Genomic DNA, 24,837 nt, shown 5'->3' on the forward strand with positions numbered 1-24,837 from the left:
TGTTCTTGAATGGCGCGGATTCTGCATCTTGTGCCCATTCGCCGGTTTTCCGTCACCGGCTTTTGGAGGATTGGGATGCGTAGTCTGGTTTTGTTGCTGGCGTCGTTGACGCTGAGTGGTTGCATGACCGTCAGCGATATGGCCGAAGGCACCCGCTATCAGATGAGCGACGCCGGGTTGCTGGACCACAGTGATACCCGCCGTACCGCGTCAGTTCGCATACAGCCGGACTCCTTTGTCTTTATCGCCCAAGGTGCTTTCGTACCGCCGGGCAGTGCCTACCCGCGTCCTAACGTGGTGGCCGAAGAAGCCTTTAACGGCTTCGTCGAATATTTCCCCATGGTGCGCCGCGCCCGCAAGCCTGAAGGCCTGGAACAGGCCATGGCCGAAGCCCGTGGAGCGGGTGCACATTACCTGCTGTATTGCCGTTTTGCGGCAGCCGATGACCGTATCGGCAATGCCGATGAGTGGACCGATCAGCAGGCATTGGACCGTGTGGGACTCGACAGCGGCGTCATCCAGATCATGTTGATCGAGACCAGCACCCAGTATTTGATTGATACTGCGCGCATTCGCAGTCGTGGCGGTTTACTGACGTTCCACGACAACAAGCCAGAAGATCTGATTGCCCGCCCTCTGGCGAAGTACGCTCGGGGCCTGCTGGGCATGAGTGATCAGTAACCCAGCACGTAAATAAGGGAGAGCCCATGACCGATTCCGCCAAGGCCAATGATCTATTGGCTCAACTGCCCAAGGGCAAGGGGCCGGCCCCGGTGCATCTGTGGAACCCGGATTTCTGCGGCGCTATCGACATGCGCATCGCTCGCGACGGCACCTGGTTCTATCAGGGCACGCCCATTGGGCGTAAGCCGATGGTCAAGTTGTTTTCCAACATCATCCGCCGCGATGGCGATGAGTATTTCCTGGTGACCCCGGTGGAAAAGGTCGGCATCACCGTCGATGATGCGCCGTTCGTCGCACTAACCCTTGAAGTCGAAGGGCAGGGCGAAAGCCAGGTATTGCGCTTTACCACCAATGTCGACGAACAGGTCGAAGTCGGGCTTGAACACCCGTTGCGGGTGGTGATCGACCCGGTCACCCAAGAGCCCGCGCCTTATCTGCGGGTGCGCGCCAACCTCGAAGCCCTCGTGCACCGCAACGCGTTCTACCAATTGGTCGAGTTGGCGGTGAGCCGTCCGATCAACGGTCAGAACTGGCTTGGCGTATGGAGCGGCGGGGAGTTTTTCCGCATTGGCCTTGAGCCTTGAGGCCGGTTTTTTCATCTCTCTGAAATAATTCGCTTGCTGCAGGTGGACGCTTTCGGTTATCAATTTGTACATGATTAGACATGTCCGATTTGATAAGAAAAAACGCGTCGTCGACGAGCTCATCCGCCGTATCGAGGGCGGAGTAATGGCCGACGGTTTCCTGCTGCCGGGCGAGCATCAGTTGGCCGAAGAGTTTGCGGTCAGCCGTGGCACCCTGCGCGAAGCCTTGGCTGAGCTCAAGCGGCGCAACTACATCGCCACCCAGAGCGGCGTCGGCTCCATCGTCACCTTCGACGGCATGGTGCTCGACCAACGCAGCGGCTGGGCCCAGGCCCTGGCTGATACCGGCGCACGGGTCATCACCGACATCCTGCGTTTGGAGGCGGTGACCCGTCCCGACCTGCTCAGCCGATTCGGCAGTGACCAATTCATCGCCCTCGACCGCCGTCGGCGCACCACGGACGGCACTGCTGTGTCCCTTGAGCGCTCGCTGATGCCTGCCGCCGGTGGCCTGGAAGGCTTGCCCCGTGTCGGCCTGATCGACGACTCCCTGACCATTACCCTGGCCGCTTACGGTTATGTCGGCGCCGAAGGTGACCAATGGATCGGCGCAGAGCCTCTCAGCGATGAAGACGCCGAGTTGCTTGGTCGCCCAGCCGGCACAGTGTTTCTCAAGGCTTCGCGCACCACCTACGACCGCCGCGAGCGCTTCATGGAGTACGTCGAAAGTCTGCTCGACCCTCTGCACTTTCGCCTGCACCTGCAGTTTGGAGCTTCAAAATGACCTCGGAAAATCGCGCCCTTGGCGCCTTCTACGGTCTGGCCTTGGGCGACGCCCTGGGTATGCCCACCCAGTCCCTGAGCCGAGAGCAGGTGCAACAGCGTTTCGGTGCCATCACCGCCCTGGAAGACGCCGACGCCGACCAACCCATCGCGCCGAACATGCCGGCCGGCTCCATCACCGATGACACAGAACAGGCGATCCTGGTAGGCGAGTTGCTGGTGGAAGGCCAAGGCAAGATCGAACCGACCGTGCTCGCCCAGCGGCTGATCGATTGGGAAGCCGTGATGCGCGCCAAGGGCTCGCAGGATTTGCTCGGACCATCGACCAAGCGCGCAATCGACATGATCCTCGCTGGCCACACCCCGGAAGAGTCCGGGCGCTATGGCACCACCAATGGCGCTGCCATGCGCATCACGCCTGTGGGGATTGCCGCGGATGTCAGCGATCCGGCGCAGTTTATCCAGGCGGTGATCCAGGCGTGCCAGGTCACTCACAACACCAGCCTGGGCATTTCCAGCGCGGCGGCCGTTGCGGCGGTGGTCTCGGCGGGTATCAACGGTGTGGATCTGGGAGAGGCGCTGAACATCGGCACCCAAATCGCCCAGCAGGCGGAAGGCCATGGTCACTGGATTGCCGGCGGACGCATCGCCACCCGCATCAGTTGGGCGCGGACCTTGAGCGTCGGCAGCGGCGACACAGCCCTGTTTGCCGACCTGCTGTACGAACTGATCGGTACCTCCGTCGCGTCCCAGGAGTCGGTAGTGGTGTCGTTTGCCCTCGCGCAGCAAGTGGCGGTGGGCGCGATGAATGCCTTAGAGGCCCTGTGCCTGGCCGCCAGCCTCGGCGGCGACACCGACACCATTGCCGCGATTCTCGGCGCCATGTTGGGCGCGTGCCTGGGGATGCAGTGCTGGCCTGAAGAAATGATCGAACAGGTCAAGGCCGTCAATGGCCTGGATTTGCAGCCGTTGGTCCAGGGGCTGCTTGATCTGCGCTAAGCACCGCAGCTCAAAACCATGGGAGCGGGCTTGCCCGCGATAGCGACCTGTCAGTCACTGATGCATCAACTGGAAGGCCGCTATCGCAGGCAAGCCAGCTCCCACATTAAATCGTAGGTGAGTCAGGACGACCGGTTAAAGCTTTGAGTATCTGCCACAACCACAACAATACAGGCACCAGGAGCACCCCTCATGAGCACCCCTTCTTCCGGCCAAAGCGCCGGGCAATTGGAAACACGTGGTATCGAACCGGTCCCGGAAAGCGAGTGCAACGGCCATCCGCTGCAACTGTTCTGGGTGTGGTTCGCCGCTAACATCAGCATCCTCGGCTTGCCGCTCGGGGCTACTCTGGTGGCGTTTCGTGGCCTGGCAATCTGGCAGGCAATCATCGTCGCTATTCTCGGCGCCGCCGGCTCTTTCGCGGTGGTGGGCATCATCTCCATTGCCGGCCGGCGTGGTCGTGCACCGAGCTTGACCCTGTCGCGCGCGATCTTCGGCGTGCGTGGCAATATCGGCCCGACCATTGTGTCGCTGATGTCGCGCCTGGGCTGGGAAACCGTCAACACCACCACCGCTGCCTTCGTGCTGCTGTCACTGTGTTCGATCCTGTTTCATTCGCCGGTCGAGGCGAAAAGTGCACCGGTTCTGACACTGATATTCATCGCCATTTTCGTGCTGCTGACCTTGTCCGTGTCCGGCCTGGGTCACGCCACGCTGCTGGTGATTCAGAAGTGGGCCACTTACGTATTCGGCGGTTTGAATATTCTGGTGGGCGGCTTCCTCTGCGCAACCATCGACTGGAGCGCGGTGTTCAACGCCACCCCGGCACCGCTGAGCGCGATGATCATTGGCGTCGGCACCATGGCCGCCGGCACCGGTATCGGTTGGGCCAACGCCGGTGCCGACATGTCGCGCTACCAGCACCGCAGCGTCAAAGCTGCGCGCCTGGTGGCGTCTGCCGCATTTGGTGCGGGAATTCCGTTGGTGCTGCTGATCACCCTTGGCGGCCTGCTGTCGGTCGGCAACAACGACCTGGCCTCGGCCACTGACCCAATCATCGCGATCCGCGACATGCTCCCTACCTGGATGGCCGTGCCGTACCTGATCACCGCGTTTGGTGGGCTGCTGCTTTCCAACAACCTTTCGGTGTATTCGGCGGGTCTGACTACCTTGACCCTCGGCTTGAAGGTCAAGCGCGTACACGCGGTCATCGTTGATATTGTGGCGATCTTCGCCGGTTCGATTTACTTCATGCTGATCGCCGACAGCTTCTACGGCCCGTTTATTACCTTCATCTCGCTGCTGGCGGTGCCGATCACTGCGTGGGTCGGGATCTTCGTGGTCGACCTGATTCACCGTCACTACTACAGCGCCAAAGACCTGCTGGACGTGAGCCCAAGCAGTGCCTATTGGTACCGCGGTGGTGTGGAGTGGCGTGCATTCGGCGCCTGGGCTGTGGCGATCGTGTTGGGTTTCAGCTTCACCACTATCGGCACTACCGCCGAAAACATCTGGTTCGCCGGGCCGTTGTCCGACTCCTGGCTGGGCCACAACGGCCTGGGCTGGATTGTCACCTTTCTGGTGGCCGGCGGGATTTATGCCGTACTGGGCGGCGCGGCTGACCGTCGTTCAGCGTTAGTAGAGAGCCCCAATGTCTAGATTGCTGCACACCGGCCAGGTCATCGTCGACCTGGTCATGGCCCTCGACACCTTGCCCGCAACCGGTGGCGACGTACTGGCGCAATCCGCCAGTTTCGAAGCCGGCGGTGGCTTCAACGTGATGGCGGCGGCCCGGCGCAATGGTTTGCCGGTGGTCTACCTGGGACGCCATGGAACAGGGCGCTTCGGCGACCTGGCCCGCGCTGCCATGCAGGCCGAAGGTGTGGAGATAGCCCAGGATGCCAGCGACGATAAGGACACGGGTTTGTGTGTGTCGCTGACCGAGGCCACCACTGAGCGCACCTTCATTTCCCACATCGGCGCTGAAGGTGACTTGAGGGCTGAGGATTTGGCCGGCGTGTTACCGCGCGCGGACGATTATGTGTACGTCAGCGGCTACAGTTTGTTGCTCGAAGGCAAGGCCCAGGCCTTGCTCGATTGGCTGCTGGCGCTGCCGCGTGAAATCACCGTGGTGTTCGACCCGGGGCCGTTGGTCAAGGCGCCGGATTCGGCCTTGATGATTGCCTTGCTGCCGCGTATCGATATCTGGACCAGCAACGGCCCGGAAGCCCTTGCGTTTACCGGCGCGGGCACGCTGGCCGATGCGCTGCTGGCGCTCAATCGCCACCTGCCTGCCGAAGCCTTGCTGGTGGTGCGCGATGGGCCCAATGGTTGCTGGGTGAGCCATCAAGGCAAGGCTGAGCATGTGCCGGGGTTCAAGGTGCAAGCGGTGGACAGCAACGGCGCGGGCGATGCCCATGCCGGTGTGTTTCTGGCCGGGTTGGCCAAGGGCTTGGCGCCCGCTGCAGCGGCACGCAGGGCCAATGCGGCGGCAGCGTTGGCGGTCACGCGCTGGGGCCCGGCGACTTCGCCCGGGGCTGACGAAGTGGATGCGTTGTTGGCAGAATAGGGCGTACTCAGCACGGAGCAACGCAATGACCCAGAATATCTACGACACGCCTGCCTTCTTCGAGGGCTACAGCAAGATGGGCCGCTCGGTCGAAGGCCTGGCCGGTGCGCCCGAGTGGCCTGCGTTGCAGGCACAGTTGCCGGCGATGCCTGGCTTGAACGTGGTGGACCTGGGCTGCGGCTACGGGTGGTTCAGTCGCTGGGCTCAGGAGCAGGGCGCTGCGCATGTACTTGGCTTGGACGTGTCACACAAGATGCTGGCGCGGGCCAAAGAGATGACCTCGGCGCCCGCTATCACCTATGCAGTTGCCGACCTGGAGCAGCTTGACCTGCCGGCGGCCTCATTCGATCTGGCCTACAGCTCCCTGGCGTTCCATTACATCGTCGACCTCAAGGGCCTGTTCGAGCGTATCCACCAGGCGCTGGTGCCCGGCGGGCGACTGGTGTTTTCCATTGAACACCCTATTTTCATGTCGCCGCGCAATCCGGGATGGCTGGTCGATGATCAAGGCCGAAAAAGTTGGCCGTTGGATGGCTATCAAATCGAAGGGCCACGGGTCACCAACTGGCTGGCCGATGGGGTGATCAAACAGCACCGTACGTTGGGCACGTTGCTCAATCTGTTGATTCAGGCGGGGTTTGCGTTGAGTCATATCGAGGAGTGGGGCCCAAGCGAGGCGGACCTGATTGCGCGGCCAGAGCTGGCCGAAGAGCAAGAGCGCCCTATGATGCTGCTGGTGTCGGCCCACCGCTGATCTCACTGGCAAATCGGATCAACCTGTGGGAGCGGGCTTGCTCGCGAATGCCGAGTGTCAGTCGACATCTCAGCTGACTGACCCACCGCATTCGCGAACAAGCCCGCTAGCACATGGGTGTCGAGTGCCTGATCTGAGCCTGGTCTAACCCGTCTTTCTCAAGGCCTAGATACGCCCGGCCTTGAGCTTCTTTGCGTCGGTATATTTGGCTTTGCTTCCAAGAGGCATTTCAATAGTCCCACTGGCCCTGCTGCCAGGGCCAGGCCAGACAAAATGGATCAGTGACGGCTTTCACCTTCCAACTTGCGCGCCTCGTCCACGCCGGACGCGGTCAACTTGATCGGCAGGTTCAACGAATATTCACCGGCGTCGTCGGTGGTCACATGCCCATCCTTGATAAGCCCACGGTCCTGCAGGAATGCCAAGACACTGGCAACCTCCTTCTCGCCGCGGTAGTTATCCAGCACCTCCTTGCCCAAACCGTTCGGGTGGGCGTGCAATAGGCGGGTGAGGACTTCTTTTTCAAGGTTTCTATCGACGTTCATGTGTACCTCTTCACTGGGAAATGATCGGGTGTAAGTCGTGCTATCGCGGCATCAAGGCGCGGGTTGTTTCGGTGCGCCAGGGATGTTGTTGTCATCGCCTTTATTGACCTTCGGCTCGTTGCTGATACCCGGGCCCATTTTGCCGTTGCCCACTGCAGCCGGCGCCTGACGCTGGGTGTCGGCGCCTTTGGTGCGTGGGTCAGCGCCGTTGTCGATAATCGCGCCACCATTGGTGTCGAGGCCGGTACCCATCGAATCCTGGGATTCCTGGGTGGCAGGGCTTGGCGGGCTGCCGACGGGGTCAGTCTTGCCGGTCGACGACGTCGCGGCGAAGGCGCTCAGCGAGGCGGCAGACAGCAGGCCGGTGAGGGCGAGGGCGGCAAACTTGGAATTCTTCATGGGGGTGTCTCCATATGATTAATGTCCTTACCCTTTATTGGTCCGCGCCCGTTTCTGGTTCGTGCCTTGATGGCGACGAACGGTATCAAGTTACCTGTAAGATTTTGTGTGCCGAGCGCTGGCGCCAGATCAACCGCGCCACCGTAATCAGCCAGTTGAGCACGGCCACGCCCAGCACACTCGCCAGCAGCGTCGGCAGGCCGTAGTCGACGATGAGCTTGCCGGCCAGCCAGGGAAACCCGAACACGCCGAGAAAGTACGCCAGGCTGAACAGCAGCAGTGCCTGGGACGTAGTGCCGGACGGCGCCTCGCTGGCCACCAGCCCATTAATCACCGAATACGTGAGGCCATATCCAACCCCCAACATGGCAGCCGCCAGCAGGTAGCTGAAGTTACCGCTGACGCCAAAAGCAAACAGCGCGATCGACCCGAGCATGATCCCGGATAACACGCAGGCGGCCCGGTAGGCGTCACGCTTGACCACGTGGCCGGCGATCAACAAACGGCTGGTGATGGCGGCACTGAGGAAGCCCGCGAAGAACAGCGAATAGTCCAACCCATGGGCCGCTGCGTAGCTGGTCTGGAACGAGGACAGCCCGCCAAATACACAGCCACCCAGGCCGACCATCAGGATCGCAAATGCCGCTTTGGATGACAGCACTCGACGGCTGGAAGCCCAGGAAATTTTCGAGGTGGGCACATTCGCCTGATGTTTGAGGCGTGCGCCCATGCGCCAGAACATCACAACGCCGGCGAGGCTGGCCAACCCCGCAATATAGAAGGCCGTTGTAAGCGGCAGGTCCAATGCACTGGCGGCTCGCCCGAGCAAAGGGCCGGCGCCGATTCCGCTCAACATGCTGCCCGACAGCAGCGCAAAGTATTTGGCCCGCTGATGGGACTCCACCAGCAGTGTCACGATGATCGGACCCAAGGTGTAGAACACGCCCCAGCCCAACCCCAAGGACAGCCCGAACAGCATCAGGCCTTGACCAAAACCCGGCGTCAGCGCAAACCCCAGGCAGGCCACCACCAGCAACACGCCCATCCCCGCAATAGCCCGTGCCGCGCCCACGGCATCGGCCAAATGCCCGCAAAAAACCACCGCCAGGAAGGTGCTGAGCATCGCCATGGAAATCACGCTGCCGGCATCATGCTCGTTCCCCCCGCGCGAATGAATCAATAGCGACAGCAGAAACGTCGAGCCGTAGGACAGCGACAACAAGAAGCTGGCAAGGCAGAACAGCGCGAATGTCTTCGCGCCCACCGCAGGCGTGGTGTGCATGAGCAAATCTCGAATCGTTGGATTTATACGCTCTGTTTACCATGCACGACCCGGCGGATTGTTCTGTGGTTGGTGGTGCTCGGGTTACCGCGTGACGGAGTAAAGCGCCCCAGTCACCGCGAAATTGCACTGCAATCCGTCATCAAACCGCCTTAATATGTGGGCTTTGAATTTGCCCAAGGCTCGCCCATGACCATCGAGATTCGCCCCGCCGTGCCCAGCGATGCTGCGCAGATCCTGACGTTCATCACCGAGCTTGCCGAGTACGAAAAGGCCCGGCATGAAGTGATCGCCAGTGTCGTGGATATCGAGCGCAGCCTGTTCAGCGAGGGTGCCACCGCCCATGGCTTGATCTGTTCGCGGGACGGCTTGCCGATTGGCTTTGCGGTGTTCTTTTTCAGTTATTCCACGTGGCTGGGCAGCAACTGCCTGTACCTCGAAGACCTGTATATCAACCCCGAGCAACGCGGCGGCGGTGCGGGCAAGAAACTGTTGCGCCACCTGGCCAAGATCGCCTGCGACAATGGCTGCGGGCGTTTTGAATGGAGCGTGCTGGACTGGAACGAGCCGGCGATTGCCTTCTACAAATCCATCGGCGCCCAGCCGCAGGAGGAGTGGGTGCGCTACCGCATGGAAGGTGACGCGCTGCGCGATTTCGCCACCGGCTGAAAACACTTCTCCTAAAGCACCCAAGATCAAAAATGTGGGAGCGGGCTTGCTCGCGAATGCGGTGGTTCAGCCAATGATTTATTGACTGCCCCCCTGCATTCGCGGGCAAGCCCGCTCCCACATTATTTTTTGATTTTATTCCAATATATGGGATGCAAATTTATATATTGAGATATTTCAAATGATGGGTTTATAGTCGGCTGCATCAGCACTCACTACCAAAAATAAAACAGGTGAAGCGATGCAGCCCCAACCGTTGTCGTTACCCGCCGTCCCCGAGCCTACCTATGGCGAGCGGTTGAAGAACAAAGTGGTGATCATCACCGGTGCCGCCCAAGGCATTGGCGAGGCGATCGTCGCCTGTTTCCAGGCCCAGCAGGCACGCCTGGTGATCGCGGATATCCAGGGCGAAAAAGTCGAAAAAGTCGCCGCGCATTGGCGCGAACGCGGTGCGCAAATCGTCGCGCAAGCCGTCGACATCACCTCCAAAGAGCAATGGCAGTCGCTGGTCAACCTGGCCATTGAGCGCTTTGGTCGCGTGGATGTGCTGGTCAATTGCGCAGGCGTCAACGTGTTCCGTGACCCACTGCAGATGACCGACGAAGACTGGCGCCGCTGTTTCGCCATTGACCTCGATGGCGCCTGGTTCGGCTGCCGCACGGTGTTGCCATTTATGATCGAGCAGGGCATCGGCAACATCATCAACATCGCCTCCACCCACTCCAGCCACATCATCCCCGGCTGCTTTCCCTATCCCGTCGCCAAGCACGGCCTGCTCGGGCTCACTCGCGCCCTGGGCATCGAATACGCGCCCAAGGGCATCCGCGTGAATGCCATCGCCCCGGGGTATATCGAAACTCAGCTCAATGTCGATTACTGGAACGGTTTTCCTGACCCTCACGCCGAGCGTCAGCGCGCCTTCGATTTGCACCCGCCCAAGCGTATCGGCCAGCCGGTAGAGGTGGCGATGACGGCGCTGTTCCTGGCGACTGACGAGGCGCCTTTTATCAATGCAACCTGCCTGATGATCGATGGCGGGCGTTCTGTGATGTACCACGACTAAATCCAACAAGAGGTGGTTCATGTTTAAGAAGACACTTGGCACCCTGGCACTTGCGATCGCCTTCAGCGGCTTTGCATCCGCCGAAGAGGTGAAGATCGGCTTTCTGGTCAAGCAAGCCGAAGAACCCTGGTTCCAGACCGAATGGGCCTTCGCCGAAAAAGCCGGCAAGGACCAGGGCTTCACCGTGATCAAGATCGCCGTGCCCGACGGCGAGAAAACCCTTTCCGCTATCGACACCCTCGCTGCCAACGGCGCCAAGGGCTTTGTGATCTGCCCGCCGGACGTGTCCCTGGGCCCTGCGATCATGGCCAAGGCCAAGCTCAACGGTTTGAAAGTGCTGGCGGTGGACGACCGTTTCGTCGACGCCAAAGGCAAGCCCATGGAAGACGTGCCCTACGTCGGCCTGGACGCCTACAAAATCGGCCAGAAACAAGGCGAGGCCATGGCCACCGAAGCCAAGCATCGCAACTGGGACTGGAAGGACACCTACGCCGTCATCAACACCTTTGACGAGTTGGAAACCGGCAAGAAACGCACCGACGGTTCGGTAGAAGGCCTCAAGGCCGCCGGCTTGCCGGCCGACCACATCCTGTTCAGCGCACAGAAAACCCTCGACGTGCCGGGCAGCATGGACGCCACCAACTCGGCCCTGGTGAAACTGCCCAGCGGCGCGAAAAACCTGCTCATCGGCGGCATGAACGACAGCACCGTGCTGGGCGGCGTGCGCGCCACTGAAAGCGCCGGGTTCAAGGCTGCCAACGTGATCGGGGTCGGCATCAACGGCACCGATGCGATTGAAGAACTGAAAAAATCCGACACCGGTTTCTACGGCTCAATGCTGCTCAGCCCTGACGCGTCGGGCTACAAAACCGCCAGCGCGATGTTCGCGTGGGTCACCAAAGGCACCGAGCCTGCCAAGTTCACCGCCCTGGATAACGTCACCCTGATCACGCGCGCCAACTTCAAGGAAGAGTTGAGCAAAATCGGTCTGTGGAAATGACCGGCGCGGCCCTGCGCTTCAACGGCATCGGCAAGGAATTTCCCGGGGTCAAAGCCCTGGCGCAGATCAGCTTTGAAGCGCGGCCGCACTCGGTGCACGCGCTGATGGGCGAGAACGGCGCGGGCAAGTCCACGCTGTTGAAGATCCTCGGCGGCGCCTACATTCCGAGCAGCGGCACCGTGCAGATCGGCGAGCAGACGATGGACTTCAAATCCGCCGCCGACAGCATTGCCAGTGGCGTTGCGGTGATCCATCAGGAGCTGCACCTAGTGCCGGAAATGACCGTGGCGGAGAACCTGTTTCTCGGGCATCTGCCGTCGCGTTTCGGGGTGGTCAACGGCGGCCTGCTGCGCAAGCAGGCGCTGGCATGCCTCAAAGGCCTGGCCGATGAAATCGACCCGCAGGAAAAGCTCGGGCGGCTGTCCCTGGGCCAGCGCCAACTGGTGGAGATCGCCAAGGCGTTGTCCCGTGGCGCCCATGTGATTGCCTTCGACGAGCCCACCAGCAGTTTATCGGCGCGGGAAATCGACCGGCTGATGGCAATCATCACGCGCCTGCGCGATGAGGGCAAAGTGGTGCTGTATGTGTCGCATCGCATGGAAGAAGTGTTCCGTATTTGCGATGCGGTGACTGTGTTCAAGGACGGCCGCTTCGTGCGCACCTTTGACGACATGGCCACGCTCACCCACGACCAATTGGTGACGTGCATGGTCGGGCGCGACATCCAGGATATCTACGATTACCGCCCGCGCGAACGCGGTGAAGTGGCGCTCAAGGTCGAGGGTTTGCTTGGCCCGGGCCTGCGGGAAGCGGTCAGCTTGCAGGTGCACAAGGGCGAGATCCTTGGGCTGTTCGGGCTGGTCGGGGCAGGGCGCACCGAACTGCTGCGCCTGCTCAGCGGGCTGGTGCGCAGCACGGCCGGGCAACTCGAACTGTGTGGGCAACCGCTGCACTTGCGCTCGCCGCGTGACGCTATCGCCGGTGGTGTGCTGCTGTGTCCGGAAGACCGCAAGAAGGAGGGCATCATTCCGCTGTCCAGTGTGGCCGAGAACATCAATATCAGCGCACGGGGTGCCCATTCCACGTTTGGCTGGCTGTTGCGTGAGGGCTGGGAGAAAGGCAACGCCGACCAGCAAATCAAGGCGATGAAAGTCAAAACGCCGAACGCACAACAGAAAATCATGTACCTGTCCGGCGGTAATCAGCAGAAGGCCATCCTTGGTCGCTGGCTGTCGATGCCGATGAAGGTGTTGCTGCTCGACGAGCCGACCCGTGGCATCGACATCGGCGCCAAGTCGGAGATCTACCAGATCATCCACAACCTGGCGGCCAGCGGCATCGCGGTGATCGTGGTGTCCAGCGACCTGATGGAAGTGATGGGCATCTCTGACCGCATCCTGGTGATGAGCGAAGGCGTGCTGACCGGCGAGTTGAACCGCGAACACGCGGACGAAGCACAGCTATTGCAACTGGCACTTCCGCGTACGCGGGCTTGAAGAATTCGAGGTGAATGATGTCCCAGGTAAAAACTGCAAAAGGCTTCTGGCCGGGTTTCAACCAGCGCAAGTTTCTGGATGATTGGGTGATGCTGCTCGCCGCGTTGAGCATCTTTGTGCTCAGTGCGCTGTTTATCGACAACTTCCTTTCGCCACTGAACATGCGTGGCCTGGGCCTGGCGATTTCTACGGTCGGTATTGCCGCGTGCACCATGTTGTTCTGCCTGGCGTCCGGGCACTTCGACTTGTCGGTGGGCTCGGTGATTGCCTGCGCCGGGGTGGTGGCGGGGATTGTGATCCGTGACACCGACAGCGTGGTGCTCGGCGTGTCGGCCGCATTGGCCATGGGCCTGGTGGTGGGGCTGATCAACGGGATTGTGATCGCCAAGCTGCGCATCAATGCGTTGATTGCCACATTGGCAACCATGCAGATCGTGCGGGGCCTGGCCTACATCTTCTCCAACGGCAAGGCTGTCGGCGTGATGGATGAGCGGTTCTTCGTGTTCGGTAACGGCCAACTGATGGGCGTGCCGGTGCCGATCATCATCACCGTGCTGTGCTTTGTGTTTTTCGGCTGGCTGCTCAACTACACCACCTACGGGCGCAACACCATGGCCATCGGCGGTAACCAGGAAGCGGCGTTGCTGGCCGGGGTGAACGTTGATCGCACCAAGATCATCATCTTTGCCGTGCACGGCTTGATCGGCGCTTTGGCCGGGGTAATCCTCGCGTCGCGCATGACGTCGGGCCAGCCGATGATCGGCCAGGGTTTTGAGCTGACGGTGATTTCCGCCTGTGTGCTGGGCGGTGTGTCGCTGAGCGGCGGCATCGGCATGATCCGCCATGTGATTGCCGGCGTGCTGATTTTGGCGATCATTGAAAACGCGATGAACCTGAAGAACATCGACACCTTCTACCAGTACGTGATCCGTGGTTCGATCCTGTTGCTGGCGGTGATTATCGACCGCATGAAGCAGCGTTAGAAACCCGGTCTCAACAACACTGAAAATCCAATGTGGGAGCGGGCTTGCTCGCGAATGCGGTGTATCAGACGCAGATGTGCAAACTGACATACCGCATTCGCGAGCAAGCCCGCTCCCACATTTGGATCTCCACTGTATTGAGGTTCAGCATTTGCCATAATGGCGCCGTTTTCGTACTTCCCAATAGGCCCGATATGCAGGAAAACGCCCACACCCCCGTCAAAGACGCCGCGCCCACCGGCACCCAGACCCTGCTGCGTGGCCTGGGCGTGTTGCAAGCGGTGGCGGCCGGTGCGCGGGATCTGAAAGAGATCGCCAGGCGCATCGGCACCACCCGCAGCACCACCCACCGCCTGGCCAGTTGCCTGGTGGAAGAGCGTTACCTGCGCGTGGTGCCGCAAGTCGGTTACCTGCTGGGGCCGAAGTTGATCGAATTGGGCTTCCAGGCCCGTGAAGAACTGCCTCTGGTGAGCCTGGCCGTGCCTTATCTGGACGAGCTGTCGGCGCTGACCGGCGACACCATCCACCTGGCCATTCGCGAATACGACGACGTGCTCTACCTGCACAAGAATCCCGGCCGCAACGGCCCGGAAATGCGCTCGCGGGTCGGCCATCGCATGCCGTTGGCGCGCACCGGTATCGGCAAGGCGTTGCTGCTGGATGATTCGGTCGAGGAGTGGCAGCGTCTGTACGAAGTCAGCTTGCCTGCCGGTGGGAAAAGCCTGCAATGGCCGCTGCACCCGGAGCAATCCTGGGCGCAGTTCGAGCAGCGCATGCGCGAATACGTGGTGGGGGGTTATGCATTCGATCTGGAAGACAACGAACCGTCGATCCGCTGTGTGGCGGCACCAGTGCGCGATGCCAGCCGGCGAATCGTCGCCGGCATCAGCATCGCCAGTACCGTGCCCTACATGCCGCTGGAAAAAATGGTCGAGCTGATTCCTGTGATCAAACAGGTCGCAGCCCGGCTGTCAGCGGAGTTGGGCGCAAAGGCCTGATCAGGCCTTCAGGGTCGCCATGTCGATGACAAAGCGGTACTTCACATCACCGGCGATCATGCGGGTGTAGGCTTCGTTGATCTGGCGGATGTCGAGCATTTCGATATCACACGTGATGTTGTGCTCGGCGCAGAAATCCAGAACTTCCTGGGTTTCGGCAATGCCGCCGATCAAGGAGCCGGCCAGCACTTTACGCCCCAACACCAGCTTGGCCGCATTCACAGGCGGGTCCACCGGCTCGATCAAACCAACCAGGATATGCACGCCGTCAAAGCGCAGCACGTCGAGGTAGGGGTTCAAGTCGTGCTGCACCGGAATGGTGTCCAGCAGGAAGTCGAAGTGCCCGGCAGCGGCTTTCATCTGCTCGGCGTCGGTGGACACGATCACGTGGTCGGCGCCCTGGCGACGGCCTTCTTCTGCTTTGCTTGCGGAGCGGGTGAACAGCGTCACTTCCGCGCCCATCGCCTTGGCAAACTTGATGCCCATGTGGCCCAGGCCGCCCATACCCAGAATGCCAACTTTGTCGCCAGCCTTCACGCCGTAGTGCTTGAGCGGCGAGTAAGTGGTGATGCCGGCGCAGAGAATCGGCGCGGCGCTGGCCAGGTCGAGCTTGGCCGGGATCTTCACCACGAAGTGTTCGCTGACCACGATGCTGTCGGAGTAGCCGCCCATGGTATTGCTGCCATCGACCCGGTCCGGGGTGGCGTAAGTCATGGTCGGGCCTTCGAGGCAATATTGCTCCAGGTCCGCATGGCAGGCGTCGCAGTGGCGGCACGAGTCGACCATGCAGCCGACGCCAACCAGGTCGCCGACTTTATGCGCGGTCACGCTGGCGCCGACGGCGGTGACTTTGCCGACGATCTCGTGGCCCGGCATCAGCGGGTACACGGCGATGCCCCATTCGTTGCGAGCCTGGTGGATGTCTGAGTGGCAGACGCCGCAGTAGAGGATCTCGATGGCCACGTCATCGGCGCGCGGGCTGCGACGTTCGAAGGACATGGGGGCGAGGGGAGTGGTAGCCGACTGGGCGGCATAACCGATGGCGGTGTACATGAAGAAACCTCGCAAAAGGAATGACTAGGGAGGCGGCGCATTCTCCGCGCCCGGCCTGGCTGCGGCCATGGCGATTGCTCCGAACCTCATGCCTATTCGTCCGGGAGTGCCCTGAGTTTGGATTTATGTGCCTTCAGACCTGCGATGATGTTCTCATCCCTTTTTCGCGAAGTTTTTTGCCATGTTGTTGACCCGCCATCTCGACGCCAACGCCACGCTGGTGGCCTTGATAAAAGGGCTTACGCCCCGCGACGGTTTTTCCCCGACGAACCTGCCGGGCGTGCAGGTATTGCGCGCCAGTTGCGACGTGGCGCGCGGGCCACAGATTTATGAGCCGAGCCTGATGATCGTCGCCCAGGGCAGCAAAGTCGCCTATCTGGGCCCGCGTACGCTGGAGTATGGCGCGGGGCACTACCTGATCCAGGCGATGCCGGTGCCCTTCGAATGCGAGACCTTTGCCCTGCCGAATGCGCCGCTGTATGGCGTCACGGTCGGCATTGACCGCGTGGTGCTGGGCGAGTTGGTCATGGCCATGGGCATTCAGGCGGGGCCGCCGCCGACGGCGCAGACCCTGGAGTCGATGAGTTCGGTGGTGCTCGATGATGCGATGCGCGGGTGCGTCGAGCGGCTGTTGCAATGCCTGCACGATCCGCTGGAGAGCCGGATCATGGGCCCGGCACGGGTGCGTGAGTTGTTGTTCACGGCGCTGCGCGGGCCGCAGGCGGATGTGTTGCGCGCCTTGGTGGAGCAGCAGGGGCAGTTTTCGCGAATCGCCACGTCGTTGAATCACCTGCATGCCCATTACGCCGAGCCGTTGAATATCGAGACCCTGGCGGGGTATGCGCACATGAGTGCGTCGACGTTTCATGAGCATTTCAAACGCTGCACGCTGTTGTCGCCGGTGCAGTACCTGAAGCGTTTGCGCTTGCTCAAGGCTCAGCAATTGTTATTGGTAGAAGGCATGGGCGTGGCGCAGGCTGCGCACTGCGTGGGGTATCAGAGTACGTCGCAGTTCAGTCGCGAATATAAGCGCTACTTCCTGCGTAATCCGGGTGAAGAGCGCGCGGCCTAGGTTCTGTTGATACAACTCGGTCAATGTGGGAGCTGGCTTGCCTGCGATGGCATCCGCTGAGTTTTACTGACAGACCGAGTCGCCTGCATCGCGGGCAAGCCCGGCTCCCACAGAAAGCGGGTCCCACATTCGATTTATGCCGGCCATAAAAAAGGCTCCCGGTCTGGGAGCCTTTCAGGTCAAGCAATCGACTTACATATTCGGATAAGTCGGCCCACCCGCGCCTTCCGGCGTGACCCAGGTAATGTTCTGCGAAGGGTCCTTGATGTCACAGGTCTTGCAGTGCACGCAGTTCTGGGCGTTGATCTGGAAGCGCTTTTCGCCGTCTTCCTTGGTGATCACTTCATACACGCCGGCCGGGCAGTAGCGCTGCGCCGGTTCATCGTAGAGCGGCAGGTTGGTGCTGATCGGGATACTCGGGTCCTTGAGCTTCAGGTGGCACGGCTGTTCTTCTTCATGGTTGGTACCGGAGATGAACACCGAGCTCAGCTTGTCGAAGCTCAACTTGCCATCGGGTTTTGGATAGTTGATCTGCTTGCTGTCTTTGGCCAGCTTCAGGCAGGCGTAGTCCGGCTTGGTGTCGTGCAGGGTGAACGGCATTTTGCCGCCGAGGATGTTCTGGTCGAACCAGTTGAAGCCGGCGCCGATGATCGGGCCGAACTTGTGCATCGCCGGGCCGAAGTTGCGGCTGGCGAACAGTTCTTCGTAGAGCCAGCTGGCTTTGAAGCTGTCGACGTAGTTGGTCAACTCGTCGCCGCCTTCGGATTCGGCAAACAGACGTTCGGCCACCGCGTCAGCCGCGAGCATGCCGGACTTCATGGCCGTGTGGCTGCCTTTGATCTTGGCCACGTTCATAGTGCCCAGGTCACAGCCAATCAATGCGCCGCCCTTGAATACCATCTTCGGCAACGAGTTGATGCCGCCTTTGGCCAGGGCGCGGGCGCCGTAGCTGATGCGCTTGCCGCCTTCCAGGTATTGAGCCAGAACCGGGTGATGCTTGAGGCGCTGGAACTCATCGAACGGCGACAGGAAGGTGTTGCTGTAGGACAGGTCGACGATCAGGCCGACCACCACCTGGTTATTTTCCAGGTGATAGAGGAACGAGCCACCGGTGTTCTCGTTGCTCATGATGTCCAGCGGCCAGCCGGCGGTGTGCACCACCAGGCCTGGCTGATGTTTAGCCGGGTCGATTTCCCAGATTTCCTTGAGGCCGATGCCGTAGTGCTGGGCGTCGGCGTCGCTGTCCAGGTTGAAGCGTTGGATCAGTTGCTTGCCGATGTGGCCACGGCAGCCTTCGGCGAACAGCGTGTACTTGCCGCGCAGTTCCATGCCAGGGGTGTAGACGCCTTCTTTTGGATTGCCTTCGCGGTCGACGCCGAGGTCACCGGTGATGATCCCGCGGACCACGCCGTTTTCGTCGAACAGTGCTTCCTGGGCGGCGAAGCCTGGGTAGACTTCAACACCCAGGTTCTCGGCCTGTTGGGCCAGCCAGCGGCACAGGTTGCCGAGGGAGATGATGTAGTTGCCCTCGTTGTGCATGGTCTTGGGCACAAAGAAGTCAGGAACCTTGGTGGAGGTATCGGCGCTGCGCAGTACATAGATGTCATCGCGCACCACGGGAGTGTTGAGCGGGGCGCCGAGTTCCTTCCAGTCCGGGAACAGTTCGTTCAGGGCACGTGGTTCGAACACGGCACCGGAGAGGATATGTGCGCCGACTTCGGAGCCTTTCTCGACCACGCAGACGCTGATTTCTTTACCGGCTTCGGCGGCCTTCTGCTTCAGTCGGCAGGCGGCAGACAGGCCTGCCGGGCCAGCGCCGACGATGACCACGTCGAATTCCATGTATTCGCGTTCCACAGGCTATCTCCTACTCAAGGCTCAACAGGCTTTTTTTCTAATGGGTGGAGGTTCGGTGTCGTGTCCGTCATCGCTGCAAAAGGGCAGGGGATGACCCACCTTTCTCTCTAGGTGGCGCATTATATCTACACCACTGGCAGCGTCCAATACAAACGTTTGTTTGAATTGCTTGGAAGCTAGGTAAATCAAAGCAACGCGGCTTATGACTGGCTATTTTGGCGTATTGACCAGAATAGGCGTTCCGGTCAATATACGGTCGGTTTTGCGCTAACCGTAGGCACACCGCAGGTTTCAGGAGCACGTCCAAAAGCAGGGCAACGGTAAAACAGGTGACGCGGGTTTAATTGATGGCGCGCAGTTTACACGCCGCGATAAGGAATGACCTCTCAGTCACCACTGACGAACGGTCATCAATCCCCCCATCGCTGTGTCACACGCCGAGGTTTTTGGAGGTGCCCTTGTGTGCCGATGAGCATCAACCGCCAGGTTCGCCTAGGCGACTTTCTTTTCACCGGAGAGTAACGAGGAATCCATGAAGGTTCTTGTAGCTGTCAAACGCGTTGTCGATTACAACGTGAAAGTTCGCGTCAAGGCGGACAATTCCGGCGTCGACCTCGCTAACGTCAAAATGTCGATGAACCCTTTCTGCGAAATCGCTGTGGAAGAAGCCGTACGCCTGAAAGAGAAAGGCGTAGCGACTGAAATCGTCGTGGTTTCCATCGGCCCGACCACTGCTCAAGAGCAGCTGCGTACTGCCCTGGCACTGGGCGCCGACCGCGCCATCCTGGTTGAGTCCGCTGAAGACCTGACCTCCCTGGCCGTTGCCAAGTTGCTCAAAGCCGTTGTCGACAAGGAACAGCCTCAGCTGGTGATCCTCGGCAAGCAGGCCATCGACAGCGACAACAACCAGACTGGCCAGATGCTGGCTGCGCTGACCGGTTACGGCCAGGGCACCTTCGCCTCCAAAGTCGAAGTGAGCGGCGACAGCGTTGCTGTTACCCGTGAAATCGACGGCGGCGCACAGACCGTTTCGTTGAAACTGCCGGCTATCGTCACTACCGACCTGCGTTTGAACGAGCCGCGCTACGCGTCCCTGCCAAACATCATGAAAGCCAAGAAGAAGCCGCTTGAGTCGGTAACTCCAGAAGCTTTGGGCGTTTCCACCGCCTCCACCAACAAGACCGTTAAAGTCGAAGCGCCGGCTGCACGCAGCGCAGGCATCAAGGTCAAGTCGGTGGCTGAACTGGTCGAGAAACTGAAAAACGAAGCGAAGGTAATCTAAAAATGACTATCTTGGTAATCGCAGAACACGACAACAAGGTGCTGGCCCCGGCCACCCTGAACACAGTGGCTGCTGCTGCGAAAATCGGTGGCGACATTCACGTACTGGTAGCAGGCCAAGGCGCTGGCGCCGTGGCTGAAGCCGCAGCGAAAATCGCTGGCGTGAGCAAAGTACTGTCGGCCGACAACGCCGCCTACGCTCACCAACTGCCGGAAAACGTGGCTCCGCTGGTAGCGGAGCTGGGCGCTGGTTACAGCCACATCCTGGCCGCTGCCACCTCCAACGGCAAAAACATCCTGCCACGCGTTGCTGCGCAGCTGGACGTTGACCAGATCTCCGAGATCATCTCGGTAGAAAGCGCCGACACTTTCAAGCGCCCGATCTACGCCGGTAACGCCATTGCCACCGTGCAATCGACCGCGGCCATCAAAGTGATCACCGTGCGCGCCACCGGCTTCGACCCGGTTGCCGCTGAAGGTGGTTCGGCTGCCGTTGAAGCCGTCTCCGCTGCTCACGACGCTGGCACTTCCAGCTTTGTCGGCGAAGAGCTGGCCAAGTCGGATCGTCCTGAACTGACCGCTGCCAAAATCGTCGTTTCCGGCGGTCGCGGCATGCAGAACGGTGACAACTTCAAGCACCTGTACGCCCTGGCCGACAAGCTGGGCGCTGCGGTCGGCGCTTCCCGCGCGGCCGTCGACGCAGGTTTCGTACCCAACGACATGCAGGTCGGCCAGACCGGCAAAATCGTTGCGCCACAGCTGTACATCGCGGTCGGTATCTCCGGCGCGATCCAGCACTTGGCCGGTATGAAAGACTCCAAAGTGATCGTTGCGATCAACAAGGACGAAGAAGCACCGATCTTCCAGGTGGCTGATTACGGCCTGGTTGCGGACTTGTTCGAAGCCGTACCTGAGTTGGAGAAGCTGGTCTAATCCAGCCGCTTCACTTATAAAGAGCCCGGTCGAGTGACCGGGTTTTTTTTTGCGCGCCCTTTTTCAACCTGGAGAAATTGCCATGGATTTGCGTCCCATATTGCTGGCTCTGTTGCTGCTGCCAAGCCTGGCGCTGGCCGCTGGCAAATGTGATCGCCTGGTGATTACCGGAAGCCCGGATGCACCGCCGCTGCTGTGGCGCGACCCCCAAGACCCGACGCACCTGATCGGCGCCACCGCTGACGTGCTGCAACAAGTGGGCAAGGATCTGGGGCTTAAAATCGACCTGCTCTACGGTGGTAAACGCTCCCTGGCGTTGGATGAAGTGCGCAGCGGGCGCATGGACATCCTCGCGGATGCACCGCTGAACCTCGGCGAACTGGAAACCCTCGACTACATCCACCCGGCGCTGGTACAGATCGATTACCTGGTCTGGACCCGCAAGGATTCGCCGTTGCCCTACACCACGGCCGCCGACCTTCACGGCCATAAGGGCGCGGTATCCGAACGCGCGCGCTTGAGTGCCGGCTTCGAGACCTTCGCCGCCCAGCAACTCAGCCTGCAACGCCTGCCCAGCTTGACGCCGGCCTTTCAGAAACTGCTGCTGGGGGAGGTCGACTATGTGCTTGCCGGACGTTATTCCGGGATGGCCATGGCCCAGACCTTGGGCATGAGCAACGACCTGATCGCGCGCGAAGTGCCCGTCGATCAACCTGGCCTGTACCTGGCGATTTCCCACAACTCCGCCTGCAATGATCCGTGGCTGCGCGGACAGCTGGCCAAAAAGATGACAGAATTGCCCGCGTCCGGTGCCGCGCAAGCCGCATTGCAGCGCAACCTCGAACGCTGGAAAGCGCAATTGCAGCAACCCGTCGGCACCCCAGCAAAGTAAGGATTTACAGTGACTCTTCGACCTCTTTTCGCGGCCCTCGCCGTTGTCGCTCTGGCGGGATGTGCAGCCGATCCTGCGCCGAATGAACAAATACGCCTCACCCAGCAAGCCTTGGAACAAGCCGGCGCCGTGGGTGCCAGCACCGATGAGTCGCCGGAACTGAAACTGGCCGAAGACAAGTTCGCCAGGGCCCAGGCCGATATGGCTGACCAATCCTACAAGCATGCGCGTATGCGGGCCGAACAGGCCGAGTTGGACGCGCGCCTCGCCGAAGCGAAAATTCTGACCCGCAAGAGCCAGGAGCAACTGAACGTGCTCAATACCCGCATCACTCGCCTGCGCAAGCAATTGCAGTTGGGAGAAGCCCAATGAGCCCGATGATCCGTGGTCTGAGCTGTGTGCTGCTGTTGAGCAGCGCCGCCCTGGGCGGTTGCGCCAGCCAACCCAATAGCGAGCAGGCGTTGCAGCAGGCCGGCAGTGACTTCCAGAAGGTCAAGGAAGACTCCAACGTGTTGCGCTTCGCGCCCAAGGATGTGATTCGCGCCGGTGAATCCCTGGCCCGCGCCGATCGCTTGTCCAGCTACTGGGGCAGCGGTGCCGACGTGGTGCATTACGCCTACCTGAGCCAGCGCTACAGTGCCATCGCCCGCGAACACACCGAGCAAGGCCTTAACGCAGAGCGCGGTACCAAGCTCGAACTCGAGCGCCAACGCCTGCAACTGGCCCTGCGTGAAAACAAGCTGGCCAGTGTGCAGCAGCAAGGCAAGTGGCTTGAAGAGCAAATCGCCAGCCTGACCACCACCCAGACCGATCGCGGCCTGGTCATGACCCTCGGCGATGTGCTGTTCGACACCGGTGACGCGCAGCTGCAAAACTCGGCCAACCGCACCGTGCTCAAGATCGTGCAGTTCCTGCAACTGAACCCCAAGCGCGTGGTGCGCATCGAGGGCTACACCGACAACACCGGCGGCGAGCAGGAAAACCTCAAGCTGTCCCGCGACCGTGCGCAGGCCGTGGCCGACGTGCTGATGGACCTGGGGATCGACGAAAAACGCATCCAGGTTGAAGGCTACGGCGACCAGTACCCGGTGGAGGTCAACGCCTCCGAGCGGGGCCGCGCACAGAATCGTCGTGTGGAAATTGTGTTCTCCGATGAGAAAGGCCAGTTAGGCGCTGCGCGCTGAAGACTGTCGCCGAATAAAATGTGGGAGCGGGCCTGCGCGCGAATGCGGAGTATCAGTCAACATTTCATTGGCTGACACACCGCATTCGCGAGCAAGCCCGCTCCCACATTTTTGTTCTGTATACACCTTACAGTTTTTTCTATCACTGCCGCTCGCGCTCGACTATTCTCGCAACTGTCCCCGTACACTTCTAAACTGTGCCGGTATGTTTCACACAAAAATAAAATACCCGTGAAATCGAGTGCTGCGTCATGACCAATCTGTTGCTTTACCAACGTATCGCCCAGCAACTGGCTGAGGACATCCGGCGCGGTGTCTATCAACCCGGTGAGCGCGTGCCTTCGGTGCGCAAGATGAGTTCACAGCTCAACGTCAGCCACGCCACGGTGTTGCAGGCCTACGCCAACCTGGAAGACCAGGGGCTGATCCGGGCGCGGCCGCAGTCGGGCTATTACGTGCACCAGACGCCCGCACTCACGGCGCCCACGCCGGACATCGCGCGGGTTGAACGCCCGGGGTTGGTCACCCGCAGCAGCATTATCCAGCAGGTATTGGTCGAGTCGCGCCGTGAAGGTGTGTTCCCGCTCGGCGCGGCGGTACCGAGTGTTGACTACTTGCCGGTACGGGCGCTGCATCAACAGTTGGCCAAGGTCACGCGCTTCCAGAGCCCGCGGGCGTTCAGCTACATGTTCAGCCCCGGCTTTGAACCGCTGCGGCGCCAGGTGGCAATTCGCATGCGCGATGCCGGCGTGGTTGTGGACCCCTCCGAAGTGGTGATTACCCACGGTTGTGTCGATGCGTTGCAGATGTCCTTGCGTGTGCTGACCCGTCCCGGCGACTTGATTGCCGCCGAGTCCCCGACGTATTACGGCTTGCTGCAACTGGCGGATCTGCTGGGCCTCAAAGTCATCGAGATCCCCAGCGACCCGTCCACCGGCATGAGCCTTGAAGCCCTGCAACTGGCAGCCAACCAATGGTCGATCAAGGCGTTGGTGCTGACTACGCGCCTGAGTAATCCGCTGGGTGCGACCATGCCCGAGGAGCGCCAGAAACAGTTGCTGCGCCTGGCCTCGGATTTTGATATTCAGATCGTCGAGGACGATATCTACGGCGAGCTGATGTTCGAACTGGGCCGCACCAAGGCGCTGAAAGCCTATGACCGCCTGGACCGGGTGATCTATTGCTCGAGCTTTTCCAAGACCTTGTCCCCGGGTGTGCGCATCGGCTGGATGATCGCCGGCAAGTATCAACAGGAAATCCAGCGGTTGCAGATGTTCAGTACCCACTCGGCCTGCAGCGTCACCCAGATGGGGGTCGCGGCGTACCTGGAGAACGGTGGCTATGACCGGCATCTGCGCTACATCCGCCAGGAATACCGCAAGAACCTGAGTGCTTTCCAGCTGGCGGTGCAGCAGTATTTCCCGGAAGGCACACAGATGACACGCCCGACGGGCGGCTTCATTCTGTGGGTCAGTTTGCCGGGACGGGTCAATACCCAGGAACTGCATGTGCGTGCACTGCAGCAGGGCATCAGCATCGCGCCGGGGGTGATCTTCAGTAATACGGAACAGTTCAACCACTGTATTCGTCTTAACTGCGGCACGCCGTGGAACCGCGAGGCAGAGCGGGCACTGATGACGCTGGGGATGTTGGCCAACCAGTTGTGTCAGGAAACTGCGGCCGGTTTTTGAGGGGTGGCAAGACGGGCTGTCGAATCACCAGACTTGTCATGCCACGCACAAAAAGCGAGCATATGG

At 60.6% G+C, this 24,837-nt stretch carries 25 protein-coding genes; 20 read left to right on the forward strand and 5 right to left on the reverse strand.

Translation table 11 applies throughout. From position 1 onward, the window contains the following. Positions 1 to 75 precede the first annotated feature (75 nt). The 7 genes from ACLBW8_RS00520 (at position 76) to ACLBW8_RS00550 (ending at position 6,373) form a co-directional block, all read left to right on the forward strand. Entirely contained in the window at positions 76 to 681 is a 606-nt protein-coding gene (locus ACLBW8_RS00520; RefSeq protein WP_128588377.1) for a DUF4823 domain-containing protein, read from the forward strand. A gap of 26 nt (positions 682 to 707) precedes the next feature. Then, complete coding sequence (locus ACLBW8_RS00525) at positions 708 to 1,268, forward strand: DUF1285 domain-containing protein (RefSeq protein WP_447804301.1); 561 nt, start codon at positions 708 to 710, stop codon at positions 1,266 to 1,268. Between the two features lie 70 nt (positions 1,269 to 1,338). Beyond that, positions 1,339 to 2,052 carry a GntR family transcriptional regulator gene (locus ACLBW8_RS00530; RefSeq protein WP_064453747.1) on the forward strand — a complete coding sequence of 238 codons (714 nt, stop codon included), beginning with the start codon at positions 1,339 to 1,341 and terminating at the stop codon, positions 2,050 to 2,052. Next, on the forward strand, positions 2,049 to 3,050 hold the full coding sequence (locus ACLBW8_RS00535) for an ADP-ribosylglycohydrolase family protein (protein WP_447804302.1): 1,002 nt from the start codon (positions 2,049 to 2,051) through the stop codon (positions 3,048 to 3,050). The genes ACLBW8_RS00530 and ACLBW8_RS00535 overlap by 4 nt, the downstream gene beginning before the upstream one ends. Before the next feature lie 192 nt (positions 3,051 to 3,242). Continuing rightward, on the forward strand, positions 3,243 to 4,709 hold the full coding sequence (locus ACLBW8_RS00540) for a purine-cytosine permease family protein (RefSeq protein WP_064453745.1): 1,467 nt from the start codon (positions 3,243 to 3,245) through the stop codon (positions 4,707 to 4,709). Further along, a complete protein-coding gene (locus ACLBW8_RS00545; RefSeq protein ID WP_447804303.1) occupies positions 4,702 to 5,619 on the forward strand; it encodes a PfkB family carbohydrate kinase in 918 nt (305 codons plus the stop codon). The genes ACLBW8_RS00540 and ACLBW8_RS00545 overlap by 8 nt, the downstream gene beginning before the upstream one ends. 25 nt (positions 5,620 to 5,644) lie before the next feature. Beyond that, positions 5,645 to 6,373, forward strand: a complete 729-nt coding sequence (locus tag ACLBW8_RS00550; protein ID WP_221295471.1) for a class I SAM-dependent methyltransferase — start codon at positions 5,645 to 5,647, stop codon at positions 6,371 to 6,373. A gap of 278 nt (positions 6,374 to 6,651) precedes the next feature. Here ACLBW8_RS00550 and ACLBW8_RS00555 read toward each other — a convergent pair whose 3' ends face one another. From ACLBW8_RS00555 to ACLBW8_RS00565, 3 genes are all read right to left on the reverse strand, one after another. Continuing rightward, the gene (locus tag ACLBW8_RS00555; RefSeq protein WP_064453742.1) at positions 6,652 to 6,918 is read right to left on the reverse strand and encodes a hypothetical protein; all 267 of its coding nucleotides are present in this window, start codon (positions 6,916 to 6,918) and stop codon (positions 6,652 to 6,654) included. A 51-nt stretch (positions 6,919 to 6,969) separates the two neighbouring features. Further along, positions 6,970 to 7,317, reverse strand: a complete 348-nt coding sequence (locus tag ACLBW8_RS00560; RefSeq protein WP_064453741.1) for a hypothetical protein — start codon at positions 7,315 to 7,317, stop codon at positions 6,970 to 6,972. 85 nt (positions 7,318 to 7,402) lie between these two features. Further along, positions 7,403 to 8,599, reverse strand: a complete 1,197-nt coding sequence (locus ACLBW8_RS00565) for an MFS transporter (RefSeq protein WP_447804304.1) — start codon at positions 8,597 to 8,599, stop codon at positions 7,403 to 7,405. A gap of 189 nt (positions 8,600 to 8,788) precedes the next feature. On the opposite strand from ACLBW8_RS00565, the gene ACLBW8_RS00570 reads away from it, so the two are divergent. From ACLBW8_RS00570 to ACLBW8_RS00595, 6 genes are all read left to right on the forward strand, one after another. Continuing rightward, a complete protein-coding gene (locus tag ACLBW8_RS00570) occupies positions 8,789 to 9,268 on the forward strand; it encodes an N-acetyltransferase family protein (RefSeq protein WP_447804305.1) in 480 nt (159 codons plus the stop codon). A gap of 241 nt (positions 9,269 to 9,509) precedes the next feature. Next, complete coding sequence (locus ACLBW8_RS00575; RefSeq protein ID WP_447804306.1) at positions 9,510 to 10,331, forward strand: SDR family oxidoreductase; 822 nt, start codon at positions 9,510 to 9,512, stop codon at positions 10,329 to 10,331. 19 nt (positions 10,332 to 10,350) lie between these two features. Next, complete coding sequence (locus tag ACLBW8_RS00580; RefSeq protein WP_064453737.1) at positions 10,351 to 11,331, forward strand: substrate-binding domain-containing protein; 981 nt, start codon at positions 10,351 to 10,353, stop codon at positions 11,329 to 11,331. Beyond that, positions 11,328 to 12,827, forward strand: coding sequence for an L-arabinose ABC transporter ATP-binding protein AraG (gene araG / locus ACLBW8_RS00585; RefSeq protein WP_064453736.1), 1,500 nt, complete (start codon positions 11,328 to 11,330; stop codon positions 12,825 to 12,827). The genes ACLBW8_RS00580 and araG overlap by 4 nt, the downstream gene beginning before the upstream one ends. A 17-nt stretch (positions 12,828 to 12,844) precedes the next feature. Next, a complete protein-coding gene (araH, locus tag ACLBW8_RS00590; protein WP_017138344.1) occupies positions 12,845 to 13,810 on the forward strand; it encodes an L-arabinose ABC transporter permease AraH in 966 nt (321 codons plus the stop codon). Positions 13,811 to 14,004: 194 nt separating this feature from the next. After that, a complete protein-coding gene (locus ACLBW8_RS00595) occupies positions 14,005 to 14,808 on the forward strand; it encodes an IclR family transcriptional regulator (protein ID WP_447804307.1) in 804 nt (267 codons plus the stop codon). Here ACLBW8_RS00595 and ACLBW8_RS00600 read toward each other — a convergent pair whose 3' ends face one another. Then, entirely contained in the window at positions 14,809 to 15,861 is a 1,053-nt protein-coding gene (locus tag ACLBW8_RS00600; protein ID WP_064453734.1) for an NAD(P)-dependent alcohol dehydrogenase, read from the reverse strand. A gap of 181 nt (positions 15,862 to 16,042) precedes the next feature. Here ACLBW8_RS00600 and ACLBW8_RS00605 point away from each other — a divergent pair, with 181 nt between their 5' ends. Next, a complete protein-coding gene (locus ACLBW8_RS00605) occupies positions 16,043 to 16,933 on the forward strand; it encodes an AraC family transcriptional regulator N-terminal domain-containing protein (protein WP_447804308.1) in 891 nt (296 codons plus the stop codon). A 192-nt stretch (positions 16,934 to 17,125) separates the two neighbouring features. Here ACLBW8_RS00605 and ACLBW8_RS00610 read toward each other — a convergent pair whose 3' ends face one another. Further along, positions 17,126 to 18,790, reverse strand: a complete 1,665-nt coding sequence (locus ACLBW8_RS00610) for an electron transfer flavoprotein-ubiquinone oxidoreductase (RefSeq protein WP_432750938.1) — start codon at positions 18,788 to 18,790, stop codon at positions 17,126 to 17,128. 532 nt (positions 18,791 to 19,322) lie between these two features. On the opposite strand from ACLBW8_RS00610, the gene ACLBW8_RS00615 reads away from it, so the two are divergent. The 6 genes from ACLBW8_RS00615 (at position 19,323) to ACLBW8_RS00640 (ending at position 24,771) form a co-directional block, all read left to right on the forward strand. Further along, entirely contained in the window at positions 19,323 to 20,072 is a 750-nt protein-coding gene (locus tag ACLBW8_RS00615) for an electron transfer flavoprotein subunit beta/FixA family protein (protein ID WP_017138339.1), read from the forward strand. 2 nt (positions 20,073 to 20,074) lie between these two features. Next, positions 20,075 to 21,004: an electron transfer flavoprotein subunit alpha/FixB family protein gene (locus ACLBW8_RS00620; RefSeq protein ID WP_064453731.1), complete on the forward strand. Its 930-nt coding sequence runs from the start codon at positions 20,075 to 20,077 to the stop codon at positions 21,002 to 21,004. 82 nt (positions 21,005 to 21,086) lie between these two features. Continuing rightward, complete coding sequence (locus ACLBW8_RS00625) at positions 21,087 to 21,896, forward strand: substrate-binding periplasmic protein (RefSeq protein WP_447804309.1); 810 nt, start codon at positions 21,087 to 21,089, stop codon at positions 21,894 to 21,896. Positions 21,897 to 21,905: 9 nt separating this feature from the next. Further along, the gene (locus ACLBW8_RS00630) at positions 21,906 to 22,268 is read left to right on the forward strand and encodes a DUF4398 domain-containing protein (RefSeq protein ID WP_064453729.1); all 363 of its coding nucleotides are present in this window, start codon (positions 21,906 to 21,908) and stop codon (positions 22,266 to 22,268) included. Further along, positions 22,265 to 23,080, forward strand: a complete 816-nt coding sequence (locus ACLBW8_RS00635) for an OmpA family protein (RefSeq protein WP_064453728.1) — start codon at positions 22,265 to 22,267, stop codon at positions 23,078 to 23,080. Before ACLBW8_RS00630 ends, ACLBW8_RS00635 begins: the two co-directional genes overlap by 4 nt. Before the next feature lie 251 nt (positions 23,081 to 23,331). Next, positions 23,332 to 24,771, forward strand: a complete 1,440-nt coding sequence (locus ACLBW8_RS00640) for an aminotransferase-like domain-containing protein (RefSeq protein ID WP_053257531.1) — start codon at positions 23,332 to 23,334, stop codon at positions 24,769 to 24,771. The last annotated feature ends 66 nt before the right edge of the window (positions 24,772 to 24,837 follow it).

The organism is Pseudomonas sp. M5A4_2d, assembly GCF_053345295.1.

Bases quoted from the DNA above. Each gene is read 5' to 3' on its own strand.
- ACLBW8_RS00600 (WP_064453734.1), bottom strand. From the start codon at position 15,861: ATGTACACCGCCATCGGTTATGCCGCCCAGTCGGCTACCACTCCCCTC.
- ACLBW8_RS00520 (WP_128588377.1), top strand. From the start codon at position 76: ATGCGTAGTCTGGTTTTGTTGCTGGCGTCGTTGACGCTGAGTGGTTGC.
- ACLBW8_RS00615 (WP_017138339.1), top strand. From the start codon at position 19,323: ATGAAGGTTCTTGTAGCTGTCAAACGCGTTGTCGATTACAACGTGAAA.
- ACLBW8_RS00570 (WP_447804305.1), top strand. From the start codon at position 8,789: ATGACCATCGAGATTCGCCCCGCCGTGCCCAGCGATGCTGCGCAGATC.
- ACLBW8_RS00640 (WP_053257531.1), top strand. From the start codon at position 23,332: ATGACCAATCTGTTGCTTTACCAACGTATCGCCCAGCAACTGGCTGAG.
- ACLBW8_RS00575 (WP_447804306.1), top strand. From the start codon at position 9,510: ATGCAGCCCCAACCGTTGTCGTTACCCGCCGTCCCCGAGCCTACCTAT.
- ACLBW8_RS00560 (WP_064453741.1), bottom strand. From the start codon at position 7,317: ATGAAGAATTCCAAGTTTGCCGCCCTCGCCCTCACCGGCCTGCTGTCT.
- ACLBW8_RS00565 (WP_447804304.1), bottom strand. From the start codon at position 8,599: ATGCACACCACGCCTGCGGTGGGCGCGAAGACATTCGCGCTGTTCTGC.
- ACLBW8_RS00595 (WP_447804307.1), top strand. From the start codon at position 14,005: ATGCAGGAAAACGCCCACACCCCCGTCAAAGACGCCGCGCCCACCGGC.
- ACLBW8_RS00580 (WP_064453737.1), top strand. From the start codon at position 10,351: ATGTTTAAGAAGACACTTGGCACCCTGGCACTTGCGATCGCCTTCAGC.
- ACLBW8_RS00525 (WP_447804301.1), top strand. From the start codon at position 708: ATGACCGATTCCGCCAAGGCCAATGATCTATTGGCTCAACTGCCCAAG.
- ACLBW8_RS00625 (WP_447804309.1), top strand. From the start codon at position 21,087: ATGGATTTGCGTCCCATATTGCTGGCTCTGTTGCTGCTGCCAAGCCTG.
- ACLBW8_RS00555 (WP_064453742.1), bottom strand. From the start codon at position 6,918: ATGAACGTCGATAGAAACCTTGAAAAAGAAGTCCTCACCCGCCTATTG.
- ACLBW8_RS00635 (WP_064453728.1), top strand. From the start codon at position 22,265: ATGAGCCCGATGATCCGTGGTCTGAGCTGTGTGCTGCTGTTGAGCAGC.
- ACLBW8_RS00605 (WP_447804308.1), top strand. From the start codon at position 16,043: ATGTTGTTGACCCGCCATCTCGACGCCAACGCCACGCTGGTGGCCTTG.
- ACLBW8_RS00530 (WP_064453747.1), top strand. From the start codon at position 1,339: ATGATTAGACATGTCCGATTTGATAAGAAAAAACGCGTCGTCGACGAG.
- ACLBW8_RS00620 (WP_064453731.1), top strand. From the start codon at position 20,075: ATGACTATCTTGGTAATCGCAGAACACGACAACAAGGTGCTGGCCCCG.
- araG (WP_064453736.1), top strand. From the start codon at position 11,328: ATGACCGGCGCGGCCCTGCGCTTCAACGGCATCGGCAAGGAATTTCCC.
- araH (WP_017138344.1), top strand. From the start codon at position 12,845: ATGTCCCAGGTAAAAACTGCAAAAGGCTTCTGGCCGGGTTTCAACCAG.
- ACLBW8_RS00535 (WP_447804302.1), top strand. From the start codon at position 2,049: ATGACCTCGGAAAATCGCGCCCTTGGCGCCTTCTACGGTCTGGCCTTG.
- ACLBW8_RS00550 (WP_221295471.1), top strand. From the start codon at position 5,645: ATGACCCAGAATATCTACGACACGCCTGCCTTCTTCGAGGGCTACAGC.
- ACLBW8_RS00540 (WP_064453745.1), top strand. From the start codon at position 3,243: ATGAGCACCCCTTCTTCCGGCCAAAGCGCCGGGCAATTGGAAACACGT.
- ACLBW8_RS00545 (WP_447804303.1), top strand. From the start codon at position 4,702: ATGTCTAGATTGCTGCACACCGGCCAGGTCATCGTCGACCTGGTCATG.